15 protein-coding genes are annotated in these 16,823 nt (G+C 63.9%); 3 read left to right on the top strand and 12 right to left on the bottom strand.

Annotation, left to right across the window (positions count from 1 at the left end):
- Position 1: 1 nt before the first annotated feature.
- The 3 genes from ACWFUC_RS09520 to ACWFUC_RS09510 are packed head-to-tail and all read right to left on the bottom strand — an operon-like array spanning position 2 to position 2,621.
- Complete coding sequence (locus ACWFUC_RS09520; RefSeq protein ID WP_121044812.1) at positions 2-1,084, bottom strand: MSMEG_0568 family radical SAM protein; 1,083 nt, start codon at positions 1,082-1,084, stop codon at positions 2-4.
- Positions 1,041-2,123 carry a Nit6803 family nitrilase gene (locus ACWFUC_RS09515; RefSeq protein ID WP_489624771.1) on the bottom strand — a complete coding sequence of 361 codons (1,083 nt, stop codon included), beginning with the start codon at positions 2,121-2,123 and terminating at the stop codon, positions 1,041-1,043. The genes ACWFUC_RS09520 and ACWFUC_RS09515 overlap by 44 nt, the downstream gene beginning before the upstream one ends.
- A gap of 15 nt (positions 2,124-2,138) precedes the next feature.
- Positions 2,139-2,621, bottom strand: coding sequence for an MSMEG_0572/Sll0783 family nitrogen starvation response protein (locus ACWFUC_RS09510; RefSeq protein ID WP_006463016.1), 483 nt, complete (start codon positions 2,619-2,621; stop codon positions 2,139-2,141).
- A 443-nt stretch (positions 2,622-3,064) separates the two neighbouring features.
- Between ACWFUC_RS09510 and ACWFUC_RS09505 the strand changes: the two genes are divergently transcribed.
- Together ACWFUC_RS09505 and ACWFUC_RS09500 are read left to right on the top strand one after the other, a co-directional pair.
- Positions 3,065-4,459 (top strand): aminotransferase-like domain-containing protein, encoded by a 1,395-nt coding sequence (locus ACWFUC_RS09505; RefSeq protein ID WP_489624770.1) that lies wholly within the window; start codon positions 3,065-3,067, stop codon positions 4,457-4,459.
- A 181-nt stretch (positions 4,460-4,640) separates the two neighbouring features.
- Positions 4,641-5,855, top strand: coding sequence for an HD-GYP domain-containing protein (locus ACWFUC_RS09500; protein ID WP_489624769.1), 1,215 nt, complete (start codon positions 4,641-4,643; stop codon positions 5,853-5,855).
- A 34-nt stretch (positions 5,856-5,889) separates the two neighbouring features.
- Here the strand turns inward: ACWFUC_RS09500 and ACWFUC_RS09495 are convergent, their stop codons facing one another.
- The 9 genes from ACWFUC_RS09495 to glpD form a co-directional block, all read right to left on the bottom strand.
- Positions 5,890-6,039 (bottom strand): hypothetical protein, encoded by a 150-nt coding sequence (locus ACWFUC_RS09495; protein WP_166675037.1) that lies wholly within the window; start codon positions 6,037-6,039, stop codon positions 5,890-5,892.
- 145 nt (positions 6,040-6,184) lie between these two features.
- Positions 6,185-7,666, bottom strand: coding sequence for a glycerol kinase GlpK (gene glpK / locus ACWFUC_RS09490; protein WP_209579756.1), 1,482 nt, complete (start codon positions 7,664-7,666; stop codon positions 6,185-6,187).
- A gap of 211 nt (positions 7,667-7,877) precedes the next feature.
- The gene (locus tag ACWFUC_RS09485) at positions 7,878-9,626 is read right to left on the bottom strand and encodes an ABC transporter substrate-binding protein (protein ID WP_034331199.1); all 1,749 of its coding nucleotides are present in this window, start codon (positions 9,624-9,626) and stop codon (positions 7,878-7,880) included.
- Positions 9,627-9,888: 262 nt separating this feature from the next.
- Positions 9,889-10,173, bottom strand: coding sequence for a DUF2160 domain-containing protein (locus ACWFUC_RS09480; protein ID WP_039790026.1), 285 nt, complete (start codon positions 10,171-10,173; stop codon positions 9,889-9,891).
- 2 nt (positions 10,174-10,175) lie between these two features.
- Complete coding sequence (locus tag ACWFUC_RS09475; protein ID WP_039790027.1) at positions 10,176-10,994, bottom strand: carbohydrate ABC transporter permease; 819 nt, start codon at positions 10,992-10,994, stop codon at positions 10,176-10,178.
- Positions 10,987-11,877: a carbohydrate ABC transporter permease gene (locus ACWFUC_RS09470; RefSeq protein WP_121044573.1), complete on the bottom strand. Its 891-nt coding sequence runs from the start codon at positions 11,875-11,877 to the stop codon at positions 10,987-10,989. Before ACWFUC_RS09470 ends, ACWFUC_RS09475 begins: the two co-directional genes overlap by 8 nt.
- Positions 11,878-11,880: 3 nt before the next feature.
- A complete protein-coding gene (locus ACWFUC_RS09465) occupies positions 11,881-12,969 on the bottom strand; it encodes an ABC transporter ATP-binding protein (RefSeq protein ID WP_489624768.1) in 1,089 nt (362 codons plus the stop codon).
- A gap of 1 nt (position 12,970) precedes the next feature.
- The gene (locus ACWFUC_RS09460) at positions 12,971-14,071 is read right to left on the bottom strand and encodes an ABC transporter ATP-binding protein (RefSeq protein ID WP_209532237.1); all 1,101 of its coding nucleotides are present in this window, start codon (positions 14,069-14,071) and stop codon (positions 12,971-12,973) included.
- Positions 14,072-14,120: 49 nt separating this feature from the next.
- Positions 14,121-15,653, bottom strand: coding sequence for a glycerol-3-phosphate dehydrogenase (gene glpD, locus ACWFUC_RS09455; RefSeq protein WP_489624767.1), 1,533 nt, complete (start codon positions 15,651-15,653; stop codon positions 14,121-14,123).
- Positions 15,654-16,044: 391 nt separating this feature from the next.
- Between glpD and ACWFUC_RS09450 the strand changes: the two genes are divergently transcribed.
- Positions 16,045-16,803, top strand: a complete 759-nt coding sequence (locus ACWFUC_RS09450) for a DeoR/GlpR family DNA-binding transcription regulator (RefSeq protein WP_034331224.1) — start codon at positions 16,045-16,047, stop codon at positions 16,801-16,803.
- The last annotated feature ends 20 nt before the right edge of the window (positions 16,804-16,823 follow it).

Here is a 16,823-nt window from a genome sequence, read left to right as displayed (position 1 = left end):
CTCACTTCCTTTCGAACGAAGACAGCGAAGAGCAGGCACCGCACTTGCCGCACCCGGCCTTGGCATCGCCCGATCGCATGCCGGCGTGCTCCAGCATGGCCGCCAGCGGTGCCAGCAGGCGGCGCATGGCGACGGCATCCGGCGAGGGATGGTCTTCCAGCGGCGTGCCCGAGATCGGTACAAACGGCACCACGAAGGGATACACGCCCAGCGCGATGAGCTGCTCGCTCATTTTCAGGATGGCCTCGTCGCTGTCGCCCAGGCCGGCCAGGATGTAGGTGCTGACCTGCCCGCGCCCGAAGACCTCGACGGCAGCGGCGAAGGCTTCCATGTAGCGCTCGACAGGTACGGTGGCCTTGCCGGGCATGATGCGTTTGCGCACTTCCGGCGTGACCGCTTCCAGATGCATGCCCAGGGTATCGATGCCGGCATCGGCCATGCGGCGGAACCAGGCATTGTCGTCCGGCGGCTCGCACTGGCCCTGGATCGGCAGGTTCACCGCCGACTTCACGCCGAAGGCGCTTTCGCACAGCAGCTGCGCGCCGCGATCGGTGGCATTGGGGGTACCGGTGGTCATGACCATGTGCTTGACGCCATCAAGCAGCACCGCCGCGCGCGCCACCTCGCCCAATTGCTCGGGGGTCTTGCGCAGGATGGTGCGGCCGGCCGCCAGCGACTGGCCGATGGCGCAGAACTGGCAGGACTTGCGGCGGCTCTCGTAACGGATGCAGCTCTGCAGGATGGTGGTGGCCAGCACATCGGCGCCGTGCAGCGTGGCGATCTTGCCGTAGGGGATGCCATCGAAGGTCTGCATCTTGTAGAAGCGCGGCTGGTGCGGGAAGGACACCACGCCCACCTCGACACCATCGCGCAGGATGCGGGCAGCGCCATCGGCACCCGGCTGCGTGGCCACGTAGGGCGAGGACCAGGCCCCGGCGGTATGCACCGGGATCATCACGGTGTGACCATCGACGGTCACCGCCTTGTGATCCGACGGCCCTGCCCCGCCCCGGCGGCTCTGCGCGCCGGCAGCGGGATCGTCAAGACGCAGTCCCAGGGACTGCAGTTCCGAGATCAGCTCCACGGCCGCCTTGCGGCTCGGGCGCTGGGGATGCAACTGGATGACGGCTGTCTGCATGAGGGAACCTCGCGGAAGGATGAGTGACGGGAGCAGGCTGTTCGGCCGGGAACAGCGAGCACATGGGAGCAGTGCGGCGATCATCGATCACCAGGTGCAGCAGTTCCGGGCGCGCATAGTGGCCCACCGAATCCATCATGCGCTTGCGCTTGGTGACCAGTTCCATGTCGAGGTCGGCCACCAGGATGCCTTCGCCACTGCGCAGGGGCTCGGCCAGCAGCTTGCCTTCGGGCGACACGATGGCGGTACAGCAGCCACCGCGCAGCGCCTTCTGCGCCTGGGGATCGGGCTCGATGGCGGCGATCTGTTCATCGCTGAGCCAGCCGGTCGCATTGATGACGAAGCAGCCCGATTCGAGGGCGTGATGGCGGATGGTCACCTCCATCTGGTCGGCAAAGATCTGCCCCACCATGGAGCCGGGGAATTGCGCGCAGTGGATTTCCTCGTGCTGCGCCATCAGGCTGTAGCGCGCCAGCGGGTTGTAGTGTTCCCAGCAGGCCAGCGCACCGAGGCGGCCGACGGCGGTCGGCACCACCTTCAGGCCGCTGGCATCGCCCTGGCCCCAGATCATGCGTTCGTGATAGGTCGGCGTGATCTTGCGGCGCTTCAGCACCAGCGTGCCATCGGCATCGAAGACCAGCTGCGCGTTGTAGAGCGTGCCGTGGTCGCGTTCATTGACGCCCAGTACCACCACCGTCCCGTGTTGGCGAGCGGCGGCGGATACGGCCTGGGTCACGGGACCGGGCACCGTCACGGCGCGCTCGTAGAGCAGCAGGTGTTCCGGCCCCGAGGCGAAGGGCGGCCGCACGAACGAGAAATACGGATAGTAGGGAACGAAGGTCTCCGGGAAGACCACCAGTTGCGCACCTTGGGCCGCAGCATCGGCGATGGCCTGGCACACCTTGGCCACGGTGCCGTGTTCGCTGTCGAGGTCGGGCGCGATCTGCACCGCCGCCGCCCGTACCGTTCTCTTGTGCATGCTCATGGGCCGCCCTTCCGCTTACAGGGTCCAGGTGTCGAGGATGAAGGCGTTGTCGCGACGATGCAGCAGCACCAGGTCCAGCACGTCCAGCGGATTGATGGGACGGATGCCCGGGATCAGCGAGGGCTCGCCATGGCCGTACAAAGCCTGCAGCGCGAAGCGGCAGGCGTAGACCTTGCCGCCCTCTTCCATGAACTTGACGATCTGCTTGTTGAAGTTCTGGTGACCGGGGAAAGCCTCATCCCCCAGGGTGGGGAAACCGCGCTGCACGCCCAGGGTCACGCCGGGACCATAGAGCAGGATCGAGGTCTCGAACCCCTTGCGCTTCAGGCGCGTGGCCTGCAACAGATTGACGAAACCGATCGAGCCTTCGAATGCCACGGTGTGGAAGGTCACCAGCGCTTTTTCGCCCGGCTGGGCTTTGACGTCTTCGAATACCTTCTCTTCATAATCCACCAGGAAATCGCCGGGGGCGTGGGCTGCTTTGGTGACTGCGGGCATGGTGATACTCCTCTCGATTGCTGTGGGTCGGCACTTGGGGAAGTGGTCCGGCGACCTCGCCGCGACGCTGGCATTGAATGCATCAGGCGTGCCACCGGCACCCCGTCAATGCAGGAATTGACTGCATAAAAATCCCGTCAATCTCTGCGCGCGAAGGCGCAGGCCAGCATCGGTGCGGCTTGGCGAATCATGATCGGCGAGGTGTTTTTTGACCCTGGCGAAGCAATCCATTCAATCGCTCCATACAATTCACCAACACCGCGCAAACCCGCTTGCACTCTGGCGCGGCGAGATGTGTTGAGTTGGTGCGCAAGGGCGCGCGACGTGATGCACGACGGTGCAATTGGCGACAACCGCGGCGGCGATTGGATGGAATGCAACTTGCATTCAATGAGATGTTTCGATGCAGTCAATATTGAACGCCGGCAATCAAGGAAGGCACCATGTCCAAGCACAGCAGCGTGTGGGTTCCCAAGTTGAAGAAGGGCGGCGGCCCGCTCTATCTGGCCATCGCCAATGCGATTGCCGAGGATGTCGCCACCGGCCACCTGCAACCCGAACAGCGTCTGCCGCCGCAGCGCAAGCTGGCCGAGTTGCTGGACCTGGACTTCACCACCGTGGCCCGCGCCTATACGGAAGCGCATCGGCGCGGCCTGGTGGATTCGGTGGTGGGACGCGGCACCTTCGTCTGCGGCAAGCGCCGGCCGCGCATTCCGCGCGTGACCGAAGGCCGGCCCAACGTCGACATGTCGATGAACATGCCGCCCGAGCCGGAGTCGCCGGAGCTGATGGAATTGATGCAGGCGGGCTGGAACAAGGTCAACGGCCGCCTGCGTGATCTGCTGCGCTATCAGGATTTCGGCGGCTCGACTGAGGATCGTGAGGCCGGCGCGCTCTGGCTGCGCCGGCGCGCGCTGGTGGTGGAACCGGAGCGGGTGCTGGTGACGCCGGGCGCACAATGTGCGCTGCTGGCCATCCTGACCATGCTGGTCGGGCCGGGCGGCGTGCTCTGTTGCGAGGACGTGACCTATCCCGGCCTGCGGGCGCTGGCCGGCCATCTCAACATCAAGCTGGTCGGCTTGCCGATGGACAACGAAGGCATCGATGCCGTGGCCTTCGCCGGTGCCTGCGCGCAATATGCGCCCAAGGCGCTGTACTGCAATCCCACCCTGCTCAATCCGACCACCTGCACCACCTCGCTGTCACGCCGCCAGGCGCTGGTGGACATTGCGCGCCATTATGAAGTGGCCATCATCGAGGATGACGCCTATGGCTTCCTGCCACGCGCAGCGCCGCCGGCCATCGCCAGCATCGGCAGCGAGCTGACTTACTATGTGACCGGCCTGGCCAAAAGCGTAGGCGCGGGCCTGCGCATTGCCTACATGGTGGCCCCCGACGATGCCGCCGCCGCGCGCCTGACCGCAGCCCTGCGCGCCACCACGGTGATGGCCTCGCCACTCACCTCGACCCTCGCCACACACTGGATCCGCGACGGCGTGGCCGACCTGGCGCTGGCCAACATCCGCAAGGAATCGATGGCGCGGCAGAAGATCGTGGCCCGCATCCTCCCCGAGCACAGTTATGCCTCGGAAGCGGAGGCCTTCCATCTGTGGCTCAAGCTGCCCGGCGGCTGGCAGGCCAGCAGCTTTTCGGCGCAGATGCGCAGCAACGGCGTGGCCGTGGTGGGCGTGGACGCCTTCTCGGTGACAGCGGCCCCGCTGCAGGCGGTACGGGTGTGCATCGGCGGCGTCGCCAGCCGCAGTGACCTGCAGCACGCCCTGGGCCTGATCCGCAGCACCCTCGCCGAGCAGCCGCTGATCAAGCCGGCGGTGGTCTGAGCGGCCCGTTCGGGACGAAATTAGCGAAATCGCAACAAGCAGAATCGTTCACATATGGTCATGCATATGAGATCATTAACGACCGGCAATCCTGACCGCACTGCCCTCGGCGCTCTACCGCCTGCGGCCCAGGGATGCCACGCCAACCCGTTCCCCGGTGCGCCGGAAAGATGTACGAGAAATGTTGAAAAAAATTAAAACGGAGGATCTGGTCCTCGGGATGTATTTCTGCGGCTTCGAAGCGGCCTGGCTGGACCATCCGTTCTGGAAGAACAAGTTCCTGCTCAAGAACGAAGCCGACCTCAGGCAGGCGCATGGCAGCGGCATCGAGCACTGCTGGATCGATCCGGAGCGCGGCCTGGATGTGGCCGAAGCGGCTGCCGAGACCGGGCAGGATGACGCCGCAGCGCCCGCCGAGCCGAGCCCCGAACTGCCGCCCGGCCCCGACATTGACACCACCCTGCTGGACGCCGAAGCCCTGCGCGAGAACGCCAAGAAGGCGACCAAGGCCATGTTCAGCGAAGCCCGGCTGGGCAAGGCGCTGGACATGGAGCGCTGCGTCACGGTGGTGGAAGAAATTGCCGGTGCCGTCCTGCAAAGCCCGAATGGCACGCTCAGCGTGCTGCGCCTGAAGCTGGCCGATGAATATACCTACCTGCACTCGGTGGCGGTTTGCGCCCTGATGGTGGCCCTGGGCCGCACCCTGGGCCTGGATGAGAAGGCCTGCCGCGAAGCCGGCCTGGGCGGCTTCCTCCATGATGTGGGCAAGGCCTTCCTGCCGCATGAACTGCTCAACAAGCCGGGCAAGCTGACCGACGAAGAATTCACCCAGATCAAGAAGCACCCCGAGCTGGGCTACAAATACCTGAGCCAGGACCCCAACGTGCCCGATTACGCGCGCGATGTCTGCCTGCACCATCACGAGAAGATGGATGGCCACGGCTATCCGGAACTGCTGCGCAGTGGCCAGATCAGCCTGTATGCGCGCATGGCGGCGATCTGCGACGTGTATGACGCGCTCACCTCGGACCGTCCCTACAAGCGTGCCTGGGACCCGGCCGAAGCGATTTCCAGCATGGCGTCCTGGACCGGCCACTTCGACCGCGCCATGTTCCTGGCCTTCGTCAAGACCCTCGGCATCTATCCGGTGGGTTCCATCGTCAAGCTGGAATCCGGCCGCTCCGGCTTCGTGATCCGCCAGAATGCGCAGGACCTGACGCGGCCGGTACTGAAGGTGTTCCGCTACAACGACGACATGGAAATGAGCGACACCGAGATCCTCGACCTCATGGCCACGCCCGAAGCCGATACCATCGTTGCCCGTGGCGGCGAGGAATGGGCGCGCCTGAGCCATCTCGATACCATGCACATGCTCAGTACGGGCACACCCTCCTGAGCCTGAGCCCGCGGACCGGACCGGTCCGGCCTGTTCAGGCCATCCCCAGCACCGTCATGAAGTGACGCCCGTGCGCCTCGTGCGAGGCCGCGGGCACGCTGATGTCACATGCCATCAGGAAGGTGGTGGCAGCCTCGATGAAGCCATCGGCCAGTTGCATCGCGTCCAGCAGCAGGTGTTCCATGATCCGCTCCTTGTCTCATGCCCGGCAGCGGGATGCGCCGGGCTTGAGAGGATCATGGCGCAGTGTTGTTATCGTCCTGTGTCAAAAGGCGTGCGCCCTGTTTCAATTGAAACCGGCGGAACCAACGCCCCGTTCCGAGAGCGCCTCAGCCTGCGCTGACCTGCCGAATCGCCGCTTCCCACGCGTGGATGCGCTCCTGCGCCTGCTCGCGCGTGAAGCGCGGCTCGAAAGTGCGCTCCATGCGCCACTGCGCGGACAGCTCCGACAAATCACGATAGACACCGGTGGCCACTCCGGCCAGATAGGCCGCACCCAGCGCGGTGGTTTCGGTGACCTGGGGACGGATCACCGGAATGCCCAGCAGATCGGCCTGGAACTGCAGCAGCAGATTGTTGGCCGCCGCCCCGCCATCCACGCGCAATTCGGTGATGGGCGAGACCGCATCCTTGACCATCGCGTTAAGCAAGGCAGTGCTCTGGAAAGCGATTGATTCCAGCGCCGCGCGGGCGATGTGAGCCACCGTGCTGCCCCGGCTCAAGCCGACGATGGCACCCTTGGCACCGGGATTCCAGTAGGGCGCACCCAGCCCCGTGAAGGACGGCACGAACACCACCCCGCCCGAATCTTCCACCGTGCAGGCCAGGCCCTCGACGTCGGTGGAAGTCTTGATGGCCTTGAGGCCATCGCGCAGCCACTGCACCACGGCACCGCCGATGAAGACACTCCCTTCGAGCGCATATTGTTTGCGTTCATCGACCTGGCAGGCGGCGGTACTGATGAGGCCGTTGTGCGAAGTGGCGCACTGGTCGCCGGTATGCAGCAGCATGAAACAGCCGGTACCGTAAGTATTCTTGGCCATGCCGGGACGCACGCAGGCCTGACCGAACAGCGCCGACTGCTGGTCGCCGGCGATGCCGCCGATCTTGACCGCCGCACCCAGGTGCTGTGCATCGATCTCGCCATAGAGGTGGGCCGAGGCATGCACCTGCGGCAGCATCGCGGCGGGAATATCGAGCCATTGCAGCAGCTCTTCATCCCACGCCCCGGTGTGGATATTCCACAGCATGGTGCGCGAGGCATTGGACACATCGCTCACGTGCAGGCGGCCCCCGGTCAGGTTCCAGACCAGCCAGGAATCGACGGTACCGAACAGCAATTCGCCACGTTCGGCACGCGCACGCAGGCCGTCGACATTGTCGAGGATCCAGCGCAGCTTGGTGCCGGAGAAATAAGGATCGAGCACCAGCCCGGTCTTCTTCTGGATGGCCTCGCCCAGGCCACGGTCACGCAGCGCCGCGCACACCACTTCAGCGCGGCGGTCCTGCCAGACCACGGCGTTGTAGACCGGCTTGCCGGTGGCGCGCTCCCACACCACGGTGGTCTCGCGCTGGTTGGTGATGCCCAGGGCGGTCAGTTCTTCGGCCTTGATGCCGCTTTGCGCCAGCACCTTCTGTGCCGTCTGCAACTGGCTCTGCCACAGGTCCATGGGGTCGTGCTCGACCCAGCCCGGCTGCGGGAAGATCTGCGGAAATTCCTGCTGGGCCGTGGCGACGATGGCGCCACTCTGGTCGAAGATGATGCTGCGCGAGCTGGAGGTACCCTGGTCGAGGGCGAGCAGATAGGCCATGATGATTCCTTGCAGACGACTGAAATACTAAAGTTTGAAAATGGAATAACACATTCCTGCGGGCCGCAACCGCAATCCACATGCGGCCATTCTCGGGAGAGACTAAGGTTCAACCCGAAACCAAGTCAACACGCACCCGATCAACGTGAAGACGCCACCCCGACACCGGCCGGGATGGCGTCATCTCACGCGTGATGGCGATCAGGCTGCATCAGCGGACGCGGCCATCCTTCCAGGCTTGCAGCAGCTTGTCGTAGGGGATGGTCTCGCCCTTCGGCTTTTCGTTGGCCAGCTTGGCCCACGGTGCGCCCTTGTCGGACAGCCAGGTGGCCGGATCCTTCTTCGGGTTCAGCTTGGGCGCGCACTGCTTCATGCCGGCGCGCTGCAGGCGGGCCATGATACCGTCCATTTCATCGGCCAGATTGTCCATGGCACCTTGCGGGGTCTTCTCGCCGGAGATGGCCGAGGAGATGTTCTTCCACCAGATCTGCGCCATCTTCGGATAGTCAGGCACGTTGGTGCCGGTCGGGGTCCACGCCACCCGGGCCGGGCTGCGGTAGAACTCGATCAGGCCACCGTACTTGGCGGCGTTCTTGGTGAAGTAGTCGGAGCGGATGTCGGAGTCACGAATGAAGGTCACGCCGACGATGGACTTCTTCAGCGAGACGGTCTTGGAGGTCGTGAACTGCGCATACAGCCAGGCTGCGGCCATCTGGTCCGGCGGGGTGCTCTTGAGGAAGGTCCACGAGCCGACGTCCTGGTAGCCGTTCTGCATGCCGTCCTTCCAGTACGGACCGTGCGGGCCGGGGGCCATGCGCCACTTGGGCGAACCGTCGGCGTTGACCACCGGCAGGCCCTGCTTGGTCATGCTGGCGGTGAAGGCGCTGTACCAGAAGATCTGCTGCGCGATGTGGCCTTGGGCGGGCACCGGGCCGGCTTCGGAGAAGGTCATGCCCAGTGCTTCGGGCGGAGCGTACTTCTTCATCCAGTCCAGATACTTGGTCAGGGCATAGACCGCAGCCGGCGAGTTGGTGGCACCGCCGCGCGAGGTCGAGGCACCGACCGGGGTGCACTTGTCATCGGCTACGCGGATGCCCCATTCATCGACCGGCAAGCCGTTGGGCAGGCCCTTGTCGGCGGCACCGGCCATGGACAGCCAGGCATCGGTGAAGCGCCAGCCCAGCGACGGGTCCTTCTTGCCGTAGTCCATGTGGCCGAAGACCTTCTTGCCGTCCAGTTCCTTGACGTCATTGGTGAAGAAGGCGGCGATGTCTTCGTAGGCCGACCAGTTCTGCGGCACGCCCAGTTCATAGCCGTACTTGGCCTTGAACTTGTCCTGCAGGTCCTTGCGTGCGAACCAGTCGGCGCGGAACCAGTAGAGGTTGGCGAACTGCTGGTCGGGCAACTGGTAGAGCTTGCCGTCCGGCGCGGTGGTGAAGCTGGTACCGATGAAGTCCTTCAGGTCCAGGCCGGGGTTGGTGTATTCCTTGCCGGGGCCGGCCATGTAGTCGCTCAGCACCACGGTCTGGCCGTTGCGGTAGTGGGTACCGATCAGGTCGGAGTCGTTGACCCAGCCGTCATAGATGGACTTGCCCGATTGCAGCGAGGTCTGCATCTTCTCGACCACGTCGCCTTCCTGGATCACGTCGTGGATGACCTTGATGCCGGTGATTTCCTCGAAGGCCTTGGCCAGGGTCTTGGATTCATAGGCGTGCGTATCCAGGGTCTCGGAGACCACGTGGATTTCCTTGACGCCCTTGGCCTTGAGCTTGGCGGCGGCGTCGATGAACCATTGCATCTCGGTGACCTGCTGTGGACGCGACAGCGTGCTGGGCTGGAATTCCGAATCCACCCACTTCTCGGCGGCCTTGATGTCGGCCCAGGCATTGCCCGCGATACCGGCCATGGCCATGGCGGCGGCCAGCACGGTCAGTTTGATTTTCCGCATGTTCTGCATCATGTCTCCTCGTCACCTTCCCCTGAGTTGGCGTGCCGGGTAGGGAAGGAGAATCCCCGGACGTCCATTGTGATTACAGATCTGTTGCCTGCTGCCATAAAACCAAAATCAGCCGTATCACCATCACCACCCGTTCGGACTGAGTAGGCCCGCCAGGGCCGTATCGAAGACGCTCCTGCGCCTGTCGAAGGGCGCTCAGGCGCAGGTGAACCTTCGATACGCGGCTACGCCGCTACTCAGGACGAACGGTAGTCATGACATCCCATCAGCCCTTGCGCATGATCAGCACCAGCGCCACGAAGCCCAGCGCCGCTGCATACCACTGTTCCATATCGGTCAGTCCGACCCAGGCCAGGTTGATGTAAGCGGCCGTGAGCAGCCCGATGAACAGGCGGTCGCCACGGGTGGTGCGCATGGGCAGGAAGCCCTTGCGCTCGATGGTCGGCGAGCGGATCTCCCACACCGTCATGCCGATCAGCATCAGCACCACGCAGACGAAAAAGATCGCAACCGGTGGCGTCCACGACATCCACGACAAAGCATTTCCCATGATCACACTCTCCCCATTGCGAAGCCCTTGGCGATGTGGTTGCGCACGAACCAGATCACCAGGGCTCCCGGAACAATCGTCAGCACGCCGGCCGCAGCCAGGATGCCCCAATCCATGCCTGCGGCCGACGCGGTACGCGTCATGATGGCGCTGATGGGCTTGGCGTTGACCGAGGTGAGCGTGCGGGCCAGCAGCAGTTCCACCCAGCTGAACATGAAGCAGAAGAAGGCCGTCACGCCCACGCCCGACTTGATCAGCGGCAGGAAAATGCGCAGGAAGAAACGCGGGAAGGAGAAGCCATCGATATAGGCCGTCTCATCGATCTCGCGCGGCACGCCCGACATGAAGCCTTCCAGGATCCACACCGCCAGCGGCACGTTGAAGAGCATGTGCGCCAGCGCCACCGCGATGTGCGTGTCCGACAGCCCGATGGTCGAATAGAGCTGGAAGAACGGCAGCAGAAACACCGCAGGCGGCGTCATGCGATTGGTCAGCAGCCAGAAGAACATGTGCTTGTCGCCCAGGAAGCGATAGCGCGAGAAGGCATACGCGGCCGGCAAGGCCACCAGCAGCGACATGACCGTGTTCATGGCCACGTAGATGATGGAGTTGATGTAGCCCGAATACCAGGACGGATCGGTGAAGATCGTCTTGTAGTTGTTCAGCGTCGGCGCATTGGGCCAGAGCGTGAAGACCGACAGCGTCTCCTCGTTGGTCTTCAACGACGTGTTCAGCAGCCAGTACAGCGGTACCAGCGTGAAGGCGATGTAGACCAGCATCACCAGAGTGCGGGTGAGGGTCTTGTCCTGGGTCTTATTCATGTTGGCCACCCGAAGCATTGGCGTTGTTGCCGGCGCTCTGCATCCAGTTGTAGAGCACGAAGGACAACAGCAGGATGATGAGGAAGTAGATCAGCGAGAAGGCGGCGGCCGGACCAAGGTCGAACTGGCCCACGGCTTTCTGCGTGAGGTACTGGCTCAGGAAAGTGGTCGAGTTGCCGGGGCCGCCACCGGTGAGCACGAAGGGCTCGGTGTAGATCATGAAGCTGTCCATGAAACGCAGCAGCACCGCGATCACCAGCACGCCGCGCATCTTGGGCAGCTGGATGAAACGGAACACCGCCCAGCGGCTGGCACCGTCGATCTGCGCCGCCTGGTAATACGCGTCCGGAATCGAACGCAGACCGGCGAAGGCCAGCAGCGCCACCAGCGGCGTCCAGTGCCACACGTCCATGAGCAGCACGGTCAGCCAGGCGTCCAGCGGATTGGATGCGTAGTTGTAATCGATGCCCAGCACGTTCAGCAGGTGGCCACCCAGCCCGATGTCGCCACGGCCGAAGATCTGCCAGATGGTGCCGACCACGTTCCATGGAATGAGCAGCGGCATGGCCAGGATCACCAGCGTGGCCGAGGATTTCCAGCCCTTGTGCGGCATGGCCAGCGCCAGGCCGATGCCCAGCGGCAGCTGCACCAGCAGCACGCAGAAGGAGAAGATCAGCTGGCGCAGCAGGGCCGCATGCAGCTCGCTGTCGCGCATGACGTCGCGGAACCAGTCCAGGCCCACGAAGACTTTCTGTTCGGGGCTGATGATGTCCTGCACCGAATAGTTGACCACCGTCATCAGCGGAATGATGGCCGAGAAGGCCACCGTCAGGAAGACCGGGAGGATGAAGAACCAGGCCTTGTTGTTGTAGGGCTTGTTCATGGCTTAGCGTCCAATTCTCTCGTCGTTGCTGAAGTAGATCGTCTCCGGCTTGGCCAGTCGCAGCCAGTGTGCGCCGGTGGCGATCTTCAGTTCGGGCGACACGCGCGCCTTCACGCTCATGCCCTCGAACTGCGCGGTCACCAGCTGGCTGGTGCCCAGATGCTGGACCTGAGTGACCTCGGCACTGACCGCACCGGCCGTACCGGGTGCGGCCAGCTCGACGAATTCGGGACGGATACCCAGCTTCAGCTCACCGCTGCTGTTCTTCAGGGCCTGCAACTGCGCGGCCTCGACCTGCAGGCGCTGTTGGCCCAGAAGGACCGCATCGCCCTCCACGCGCACCGGGCAGAAGTTCATGCCGGGGCTGCCGATGAAGTAACCGACGAAGGTGTGATCGGGGCGCAGGAACAGCGCCTCCGGCTTGCCCTGCTGCACCACCTTGCCCTCGGTCATGACCACCACTTCATCGGCGAAGGTCAGCGCCTCGACCTGGTCGTGGGTGACGTAGATGAGGGTCAGCTTCAACTGGTGATGGATTTCCTTGAGTTTCTGGCGCAGCTCCCACTTCATGTGCGGATCGATCACCGTCAGCGGTTCATCGAAGAGGATGGCCGCCACGTCCTTGCGTACCAGGCCACGGCCCAGCGAAATCTTTTGCTTGGCATCGGCCGAGAGACCGGCGGCGCGCTGCTTGAGGTCGCGGGTCAGGTCGAGCATCTCGGCGATCTCGCGCACGCGCGCCTGCACTTCGCGCTCGGCGATCTTGCGGTTGCGCAGCGGGAAGGCCAGGTTGTCGAACACGCTCATGGTGTCGTACAGGACCGGGAACTGGAACACCTGCGCGATGTTGCGATCGCGGGTAGCCATGCGGGTCATGTCGCGGCCATCGAAGAGCACCTGCCCTTCGGAAGGCTGCAGCAGGCCGGAAATGATGTTCAACAGCGTGGACTTGCCGCAGCCCGAGGGGCCCAGCAGCGCGTAGGCGCCGCCGTCTTCCCACACCATGTTCATGGGTTGCAGGGCATAGTCCTTGAGGCTGGCCGGGTTGCCACTGTAGGCGTGGCCCAGGTTCTTGAATTCGATGCGGGCCATGTCAGCGGGTCTCCAGCGGGGCGCTCAGCAGGCGTCCCTGTGTATCGAACAGGAAGGCCTTGGCGGCGGCGATGCTCACTTGCACCGTGCTGCCGATGGCCACTTCATGCACGCCCGACAGCTGTGCCACCAGGGGCACATCGCCATGGCGCAGGTGCAGGTAGGTTTCGGAACCGGAGAGTTCGGCCAGGGTCACGCTGCAGCCCAGGCTAACGCCCGGTGCAGTCAGCGCCTCCAGGCGCACGTCATTGCAGCGGATGCCCAGCTTGCAGGGCTGGCCTTCCGACAGGGACAAGCTGCGTCCGGCGATCTCCAGCACGCTGCCATCGTTCATGCGGATGGCAGCCACGCCCTGGCCAGTGGAGATGGCCGTGGCGTCCAGCAGGTTCATCGGCGGATCATTGAAGATCGCTGCCACGCGGGTGGAGGCCGGGCTGTTGAACAGCTCCAGGGTCGGCGCGAATTGCAGCAGGCGGCCCTCGTGCATCACGGCGGTGTGGCCGCCCAGCAGCAGCGCTTCCTGCGGCTCGGTGGTGGCGTAGACCACGGTGGTGTCGCCGGTGGCGAAGAGCGAAATCAGTTCGCTGCGCAATTCCTCGCGCAGCTTGTAGTCGAGGTTGACCAGCGGTTCATCGAGCAGCACCAGCGGGGCGCGCTTGATGAGCGCACGCGCCAGCGCACAACGCTGCTGCTGGCCACCGGAAAGCTCCAGCGGCAGGCGTTGCAGCAAATGCGTGATGTGCAGCTTGTCGGCGATTTCCTTGACGCGCTTGCTGATCTCCTGCTCGGGCTGCTTCTGCAGGCGCAGCGGCGCGGCGATGTTCTCGAACACCGTCAGGCCGGGATAGTTGATGAATTGCTGGTACACCATCGCCAGGTTGCGCTCGCGCACGCCCACGCCGGTGACGTCCTGGCCATCGACCAGCACCCGCCCTGCGGTGGGCTTGTCGAGCCCGGCGATGATGCGCATCAGGGACGTCTTGCCGGCCTGGGTCGGGCCCAGCAGGACGTTGATGCCGCCTTTGGCAAGATTGAGGTCAAGTGGGTACAGGTGCGTTTCGGCACCGACCGTCTTGGCCACTTGTTTCAATTCCAGGGTCACGCTGTCTCCTCGCTACATTTTTGATTGATCTGGTATGCGGTGACCTGGCTCAGTGGGGCGCGGCGTCCGGCAAATTCGCCAGCCACGCCTCCAGCCGTCCTCTGTGCTCTGGCCCGCAGTGCAGGCCCAGCTTGCTTCGCCGCCACAGGATGTCATCCGCACCGCGCGCCCACTCGTGTTGCACCAGGTAGCGCGCCTCGGCCTCGTAGAGGCCCGGTGTCAGTTCTTCGCCCAGCGCCGCCAGGCTGTCGGCCTGGCCGATGATCTGGTCCACGCGTGAACCATAGCTGCGCGCATAGCGATGGGCCAGCCCGGCCGGCAGCCAAGGATAACGTGCCTGCAGCTTGCGCAGGTAGGCTTCGAAGTCGTAGCGCGCCACCATCTTGCCGGGCTGTTCCAGGTCGCCGCCGGGCAGCGGCGCACCGGCCGTCCACGGCTGGCTCGACGCACCCAGGTGCGGGGCCAGCATGGACAGCGCTTCTTCGGCCAGCTTGCGATAGGTGGTGATCTTGCCGCCCCAGACGTTCAACATGGGCGCGCCCGCATCATCGCATTCGAGCAGGTAGTCGCGCGTGATGGCCGAGGCATTCTCGGCGCTGTCGTCCAGCAGGGGACGCACGCCGGAGTAGGTCCAGACCACGTCTTCCTTGCCGATCTGGCGCTTGAAGTAGCGATTGGCCATCTCGCAGAGATAATCGATTTCTTCCGCATCGATCTCGACCTTGCCGGCATCGCCGTGGTATTCGAGGTCGGTGGTGCCGATGAGGGTGAACTCTTCCTGATAGGGAATGGCGAAGATGATGCGCTTGTCCGGGTTCTGGAAGATGTAGGCGTAGGGGTGGTCGAACAGGCGCTTGACCACGATGTGGCTGCCCTTGATCAGGCGCAGGCTGCGCCCGGTCTTGGCCTGCGGCACCGACTGCGCAAAGCGCGCGGCCCAGGGACCGGCGGCGTTGACGATGGCGCGGGCGCGCACTTCTTCCTGCTGCACGCCGCTGGCGTGCTGGTGTTCCAGCACCGCATGCCAGGTATCGCCTTCGCGGCGGGCGCTGATGCACTTGGTGCGGGTGAGGATGCGGGCACCGCGTTCCTGGGCATCCATGGCGTTCAAGACCACCAGGCGCGCATCGTCGACCCAGCCATCGGAATAGACGAAGCCCTTGCGATAGTCGCCCTTCAAGGGCTGCCCGCCCGGGTGGCGGGCGAGGTTCGCGCCTTCGGAGGCGGGCAGGATCTCGCGCTTGGCGAGGTAGTCGTACATGAACAGGCCGGCGCGGATCATCCAGGCCGGACGCTGGTTGGCGTCGTGCGGCATGACAAAGCGCAGCGGCCAGATGATGTGCGGTGCCGAACGCAGCAGGACTTCGCGTTCCTGCAGGGCCTTGCGCACCAGCTTGAATTCGTAATATTCGAGGTAGCGCAAGCCGCCGTGGATGAGCTTGGTGCTGGCCGAGGAGGTATGCTGGGCCAGGTCATGCTGCTCGCACAGCAGCACGCGCAGGCCGCGTCCGGCCGCATCGCGCGCAATGCCTGCGCCGTTGATGCCGCCGCCTACCACCAAGAGATCATATTCGAGCGTCATTCGCCGCTTCTCCGTATTGGATCCGTATGGGTTCCGGGTTGTAACTGTATTGGTGCCGTAGCAAAACTGTACTGGCCGCGCCAATGACACCGTACTGCTGTCGGCGCTGCCACTGTATTGCTGTCGTGTTTCCGCTGTATTACTGCCGTATTGGTGCCGTGTTGCTTGTGTGCGGTAACCGTATTGCCGTCTCAGCGGTTCCGCTGTGTTTGCGTGCAACAGCTGCCGGGGCAACCCCGCACTTTCCCGGGAGTTGCCAATGCACCGTAAGATAAGCGACATCCCGAAAGTAAATCAACAATTATTTGTTGTTTTATGTTCGTTTATGTTTTTTAATGTTCATATCCAATCTAAATTGTTTCCAAAAAATCAACGGATTTCGATCACCTCCATGCTCAATCCCAGGCAACAGACGCTGCTGGAATGCGTTCGCAAGCACGGCACCATTTCGGTGGAAGAGCTGGCCCAGCAGCTGAACGTGACCACCCAGACCGTGCGCCGCGACGTCAAGGCGATGGTCGATGCCAGTTTGCTGGCGCGTTATCACGGCGGGGTCGGACTGCTGTCCTCGACCGAGAACATTGCCTATCCCGAGCGCCAGGTCATGCATGCCGACGCCAAGCGCCGCATCGGCCGCACGGTGGCGGCGCGGGTGCCGGATGGCTGTTCGCTGATCCTGAACCTGGGCACGACTACGGAAGAGGTGGCGCGCGCCCTGCAGCAGCACAAGAACCTGCACGTGGTGACCAACAACCTGAACGTGGCCAATTCACTGGCCAGCAATCCGGCGCTGGAGGTCATCATTGCCGGCGGCGTGGTGCGCGCGCGCGATCGCGGCATCGTGGGCGAGGCCACCATCGATTTCATCCGGCAGTTCAAGGTGGACATCGGCATCATCGGCATTTCCAGCATCGAGATGGATGGCGTCTTGCGTGACTTCGATGCCCGTGAAGTCAAGGTCGCCCAGACCATCATCGAACAGTCGCGCCAGGTCTGGCTGGTGGCCGATGCCAGCAAGTTCGGACGGCAGGCGCTGGTGAAGATGGCGCACCTGTCGCAGATCGACGTGCTCTTCACCGATGCCCCGCCCCCGCCGGAACTGGCGACCCTGCTGGCGGAAACCGATGTGGAAGTGGTGATCGCAAAGTAAGCGCGTCAGGCACGCATGCG

The organism is Herbaspirillum sp. Her4, assembly GCF_057961335.1.
This window is presented reverse-complemented; position numbering and strand designations above follow the sequence as displayed.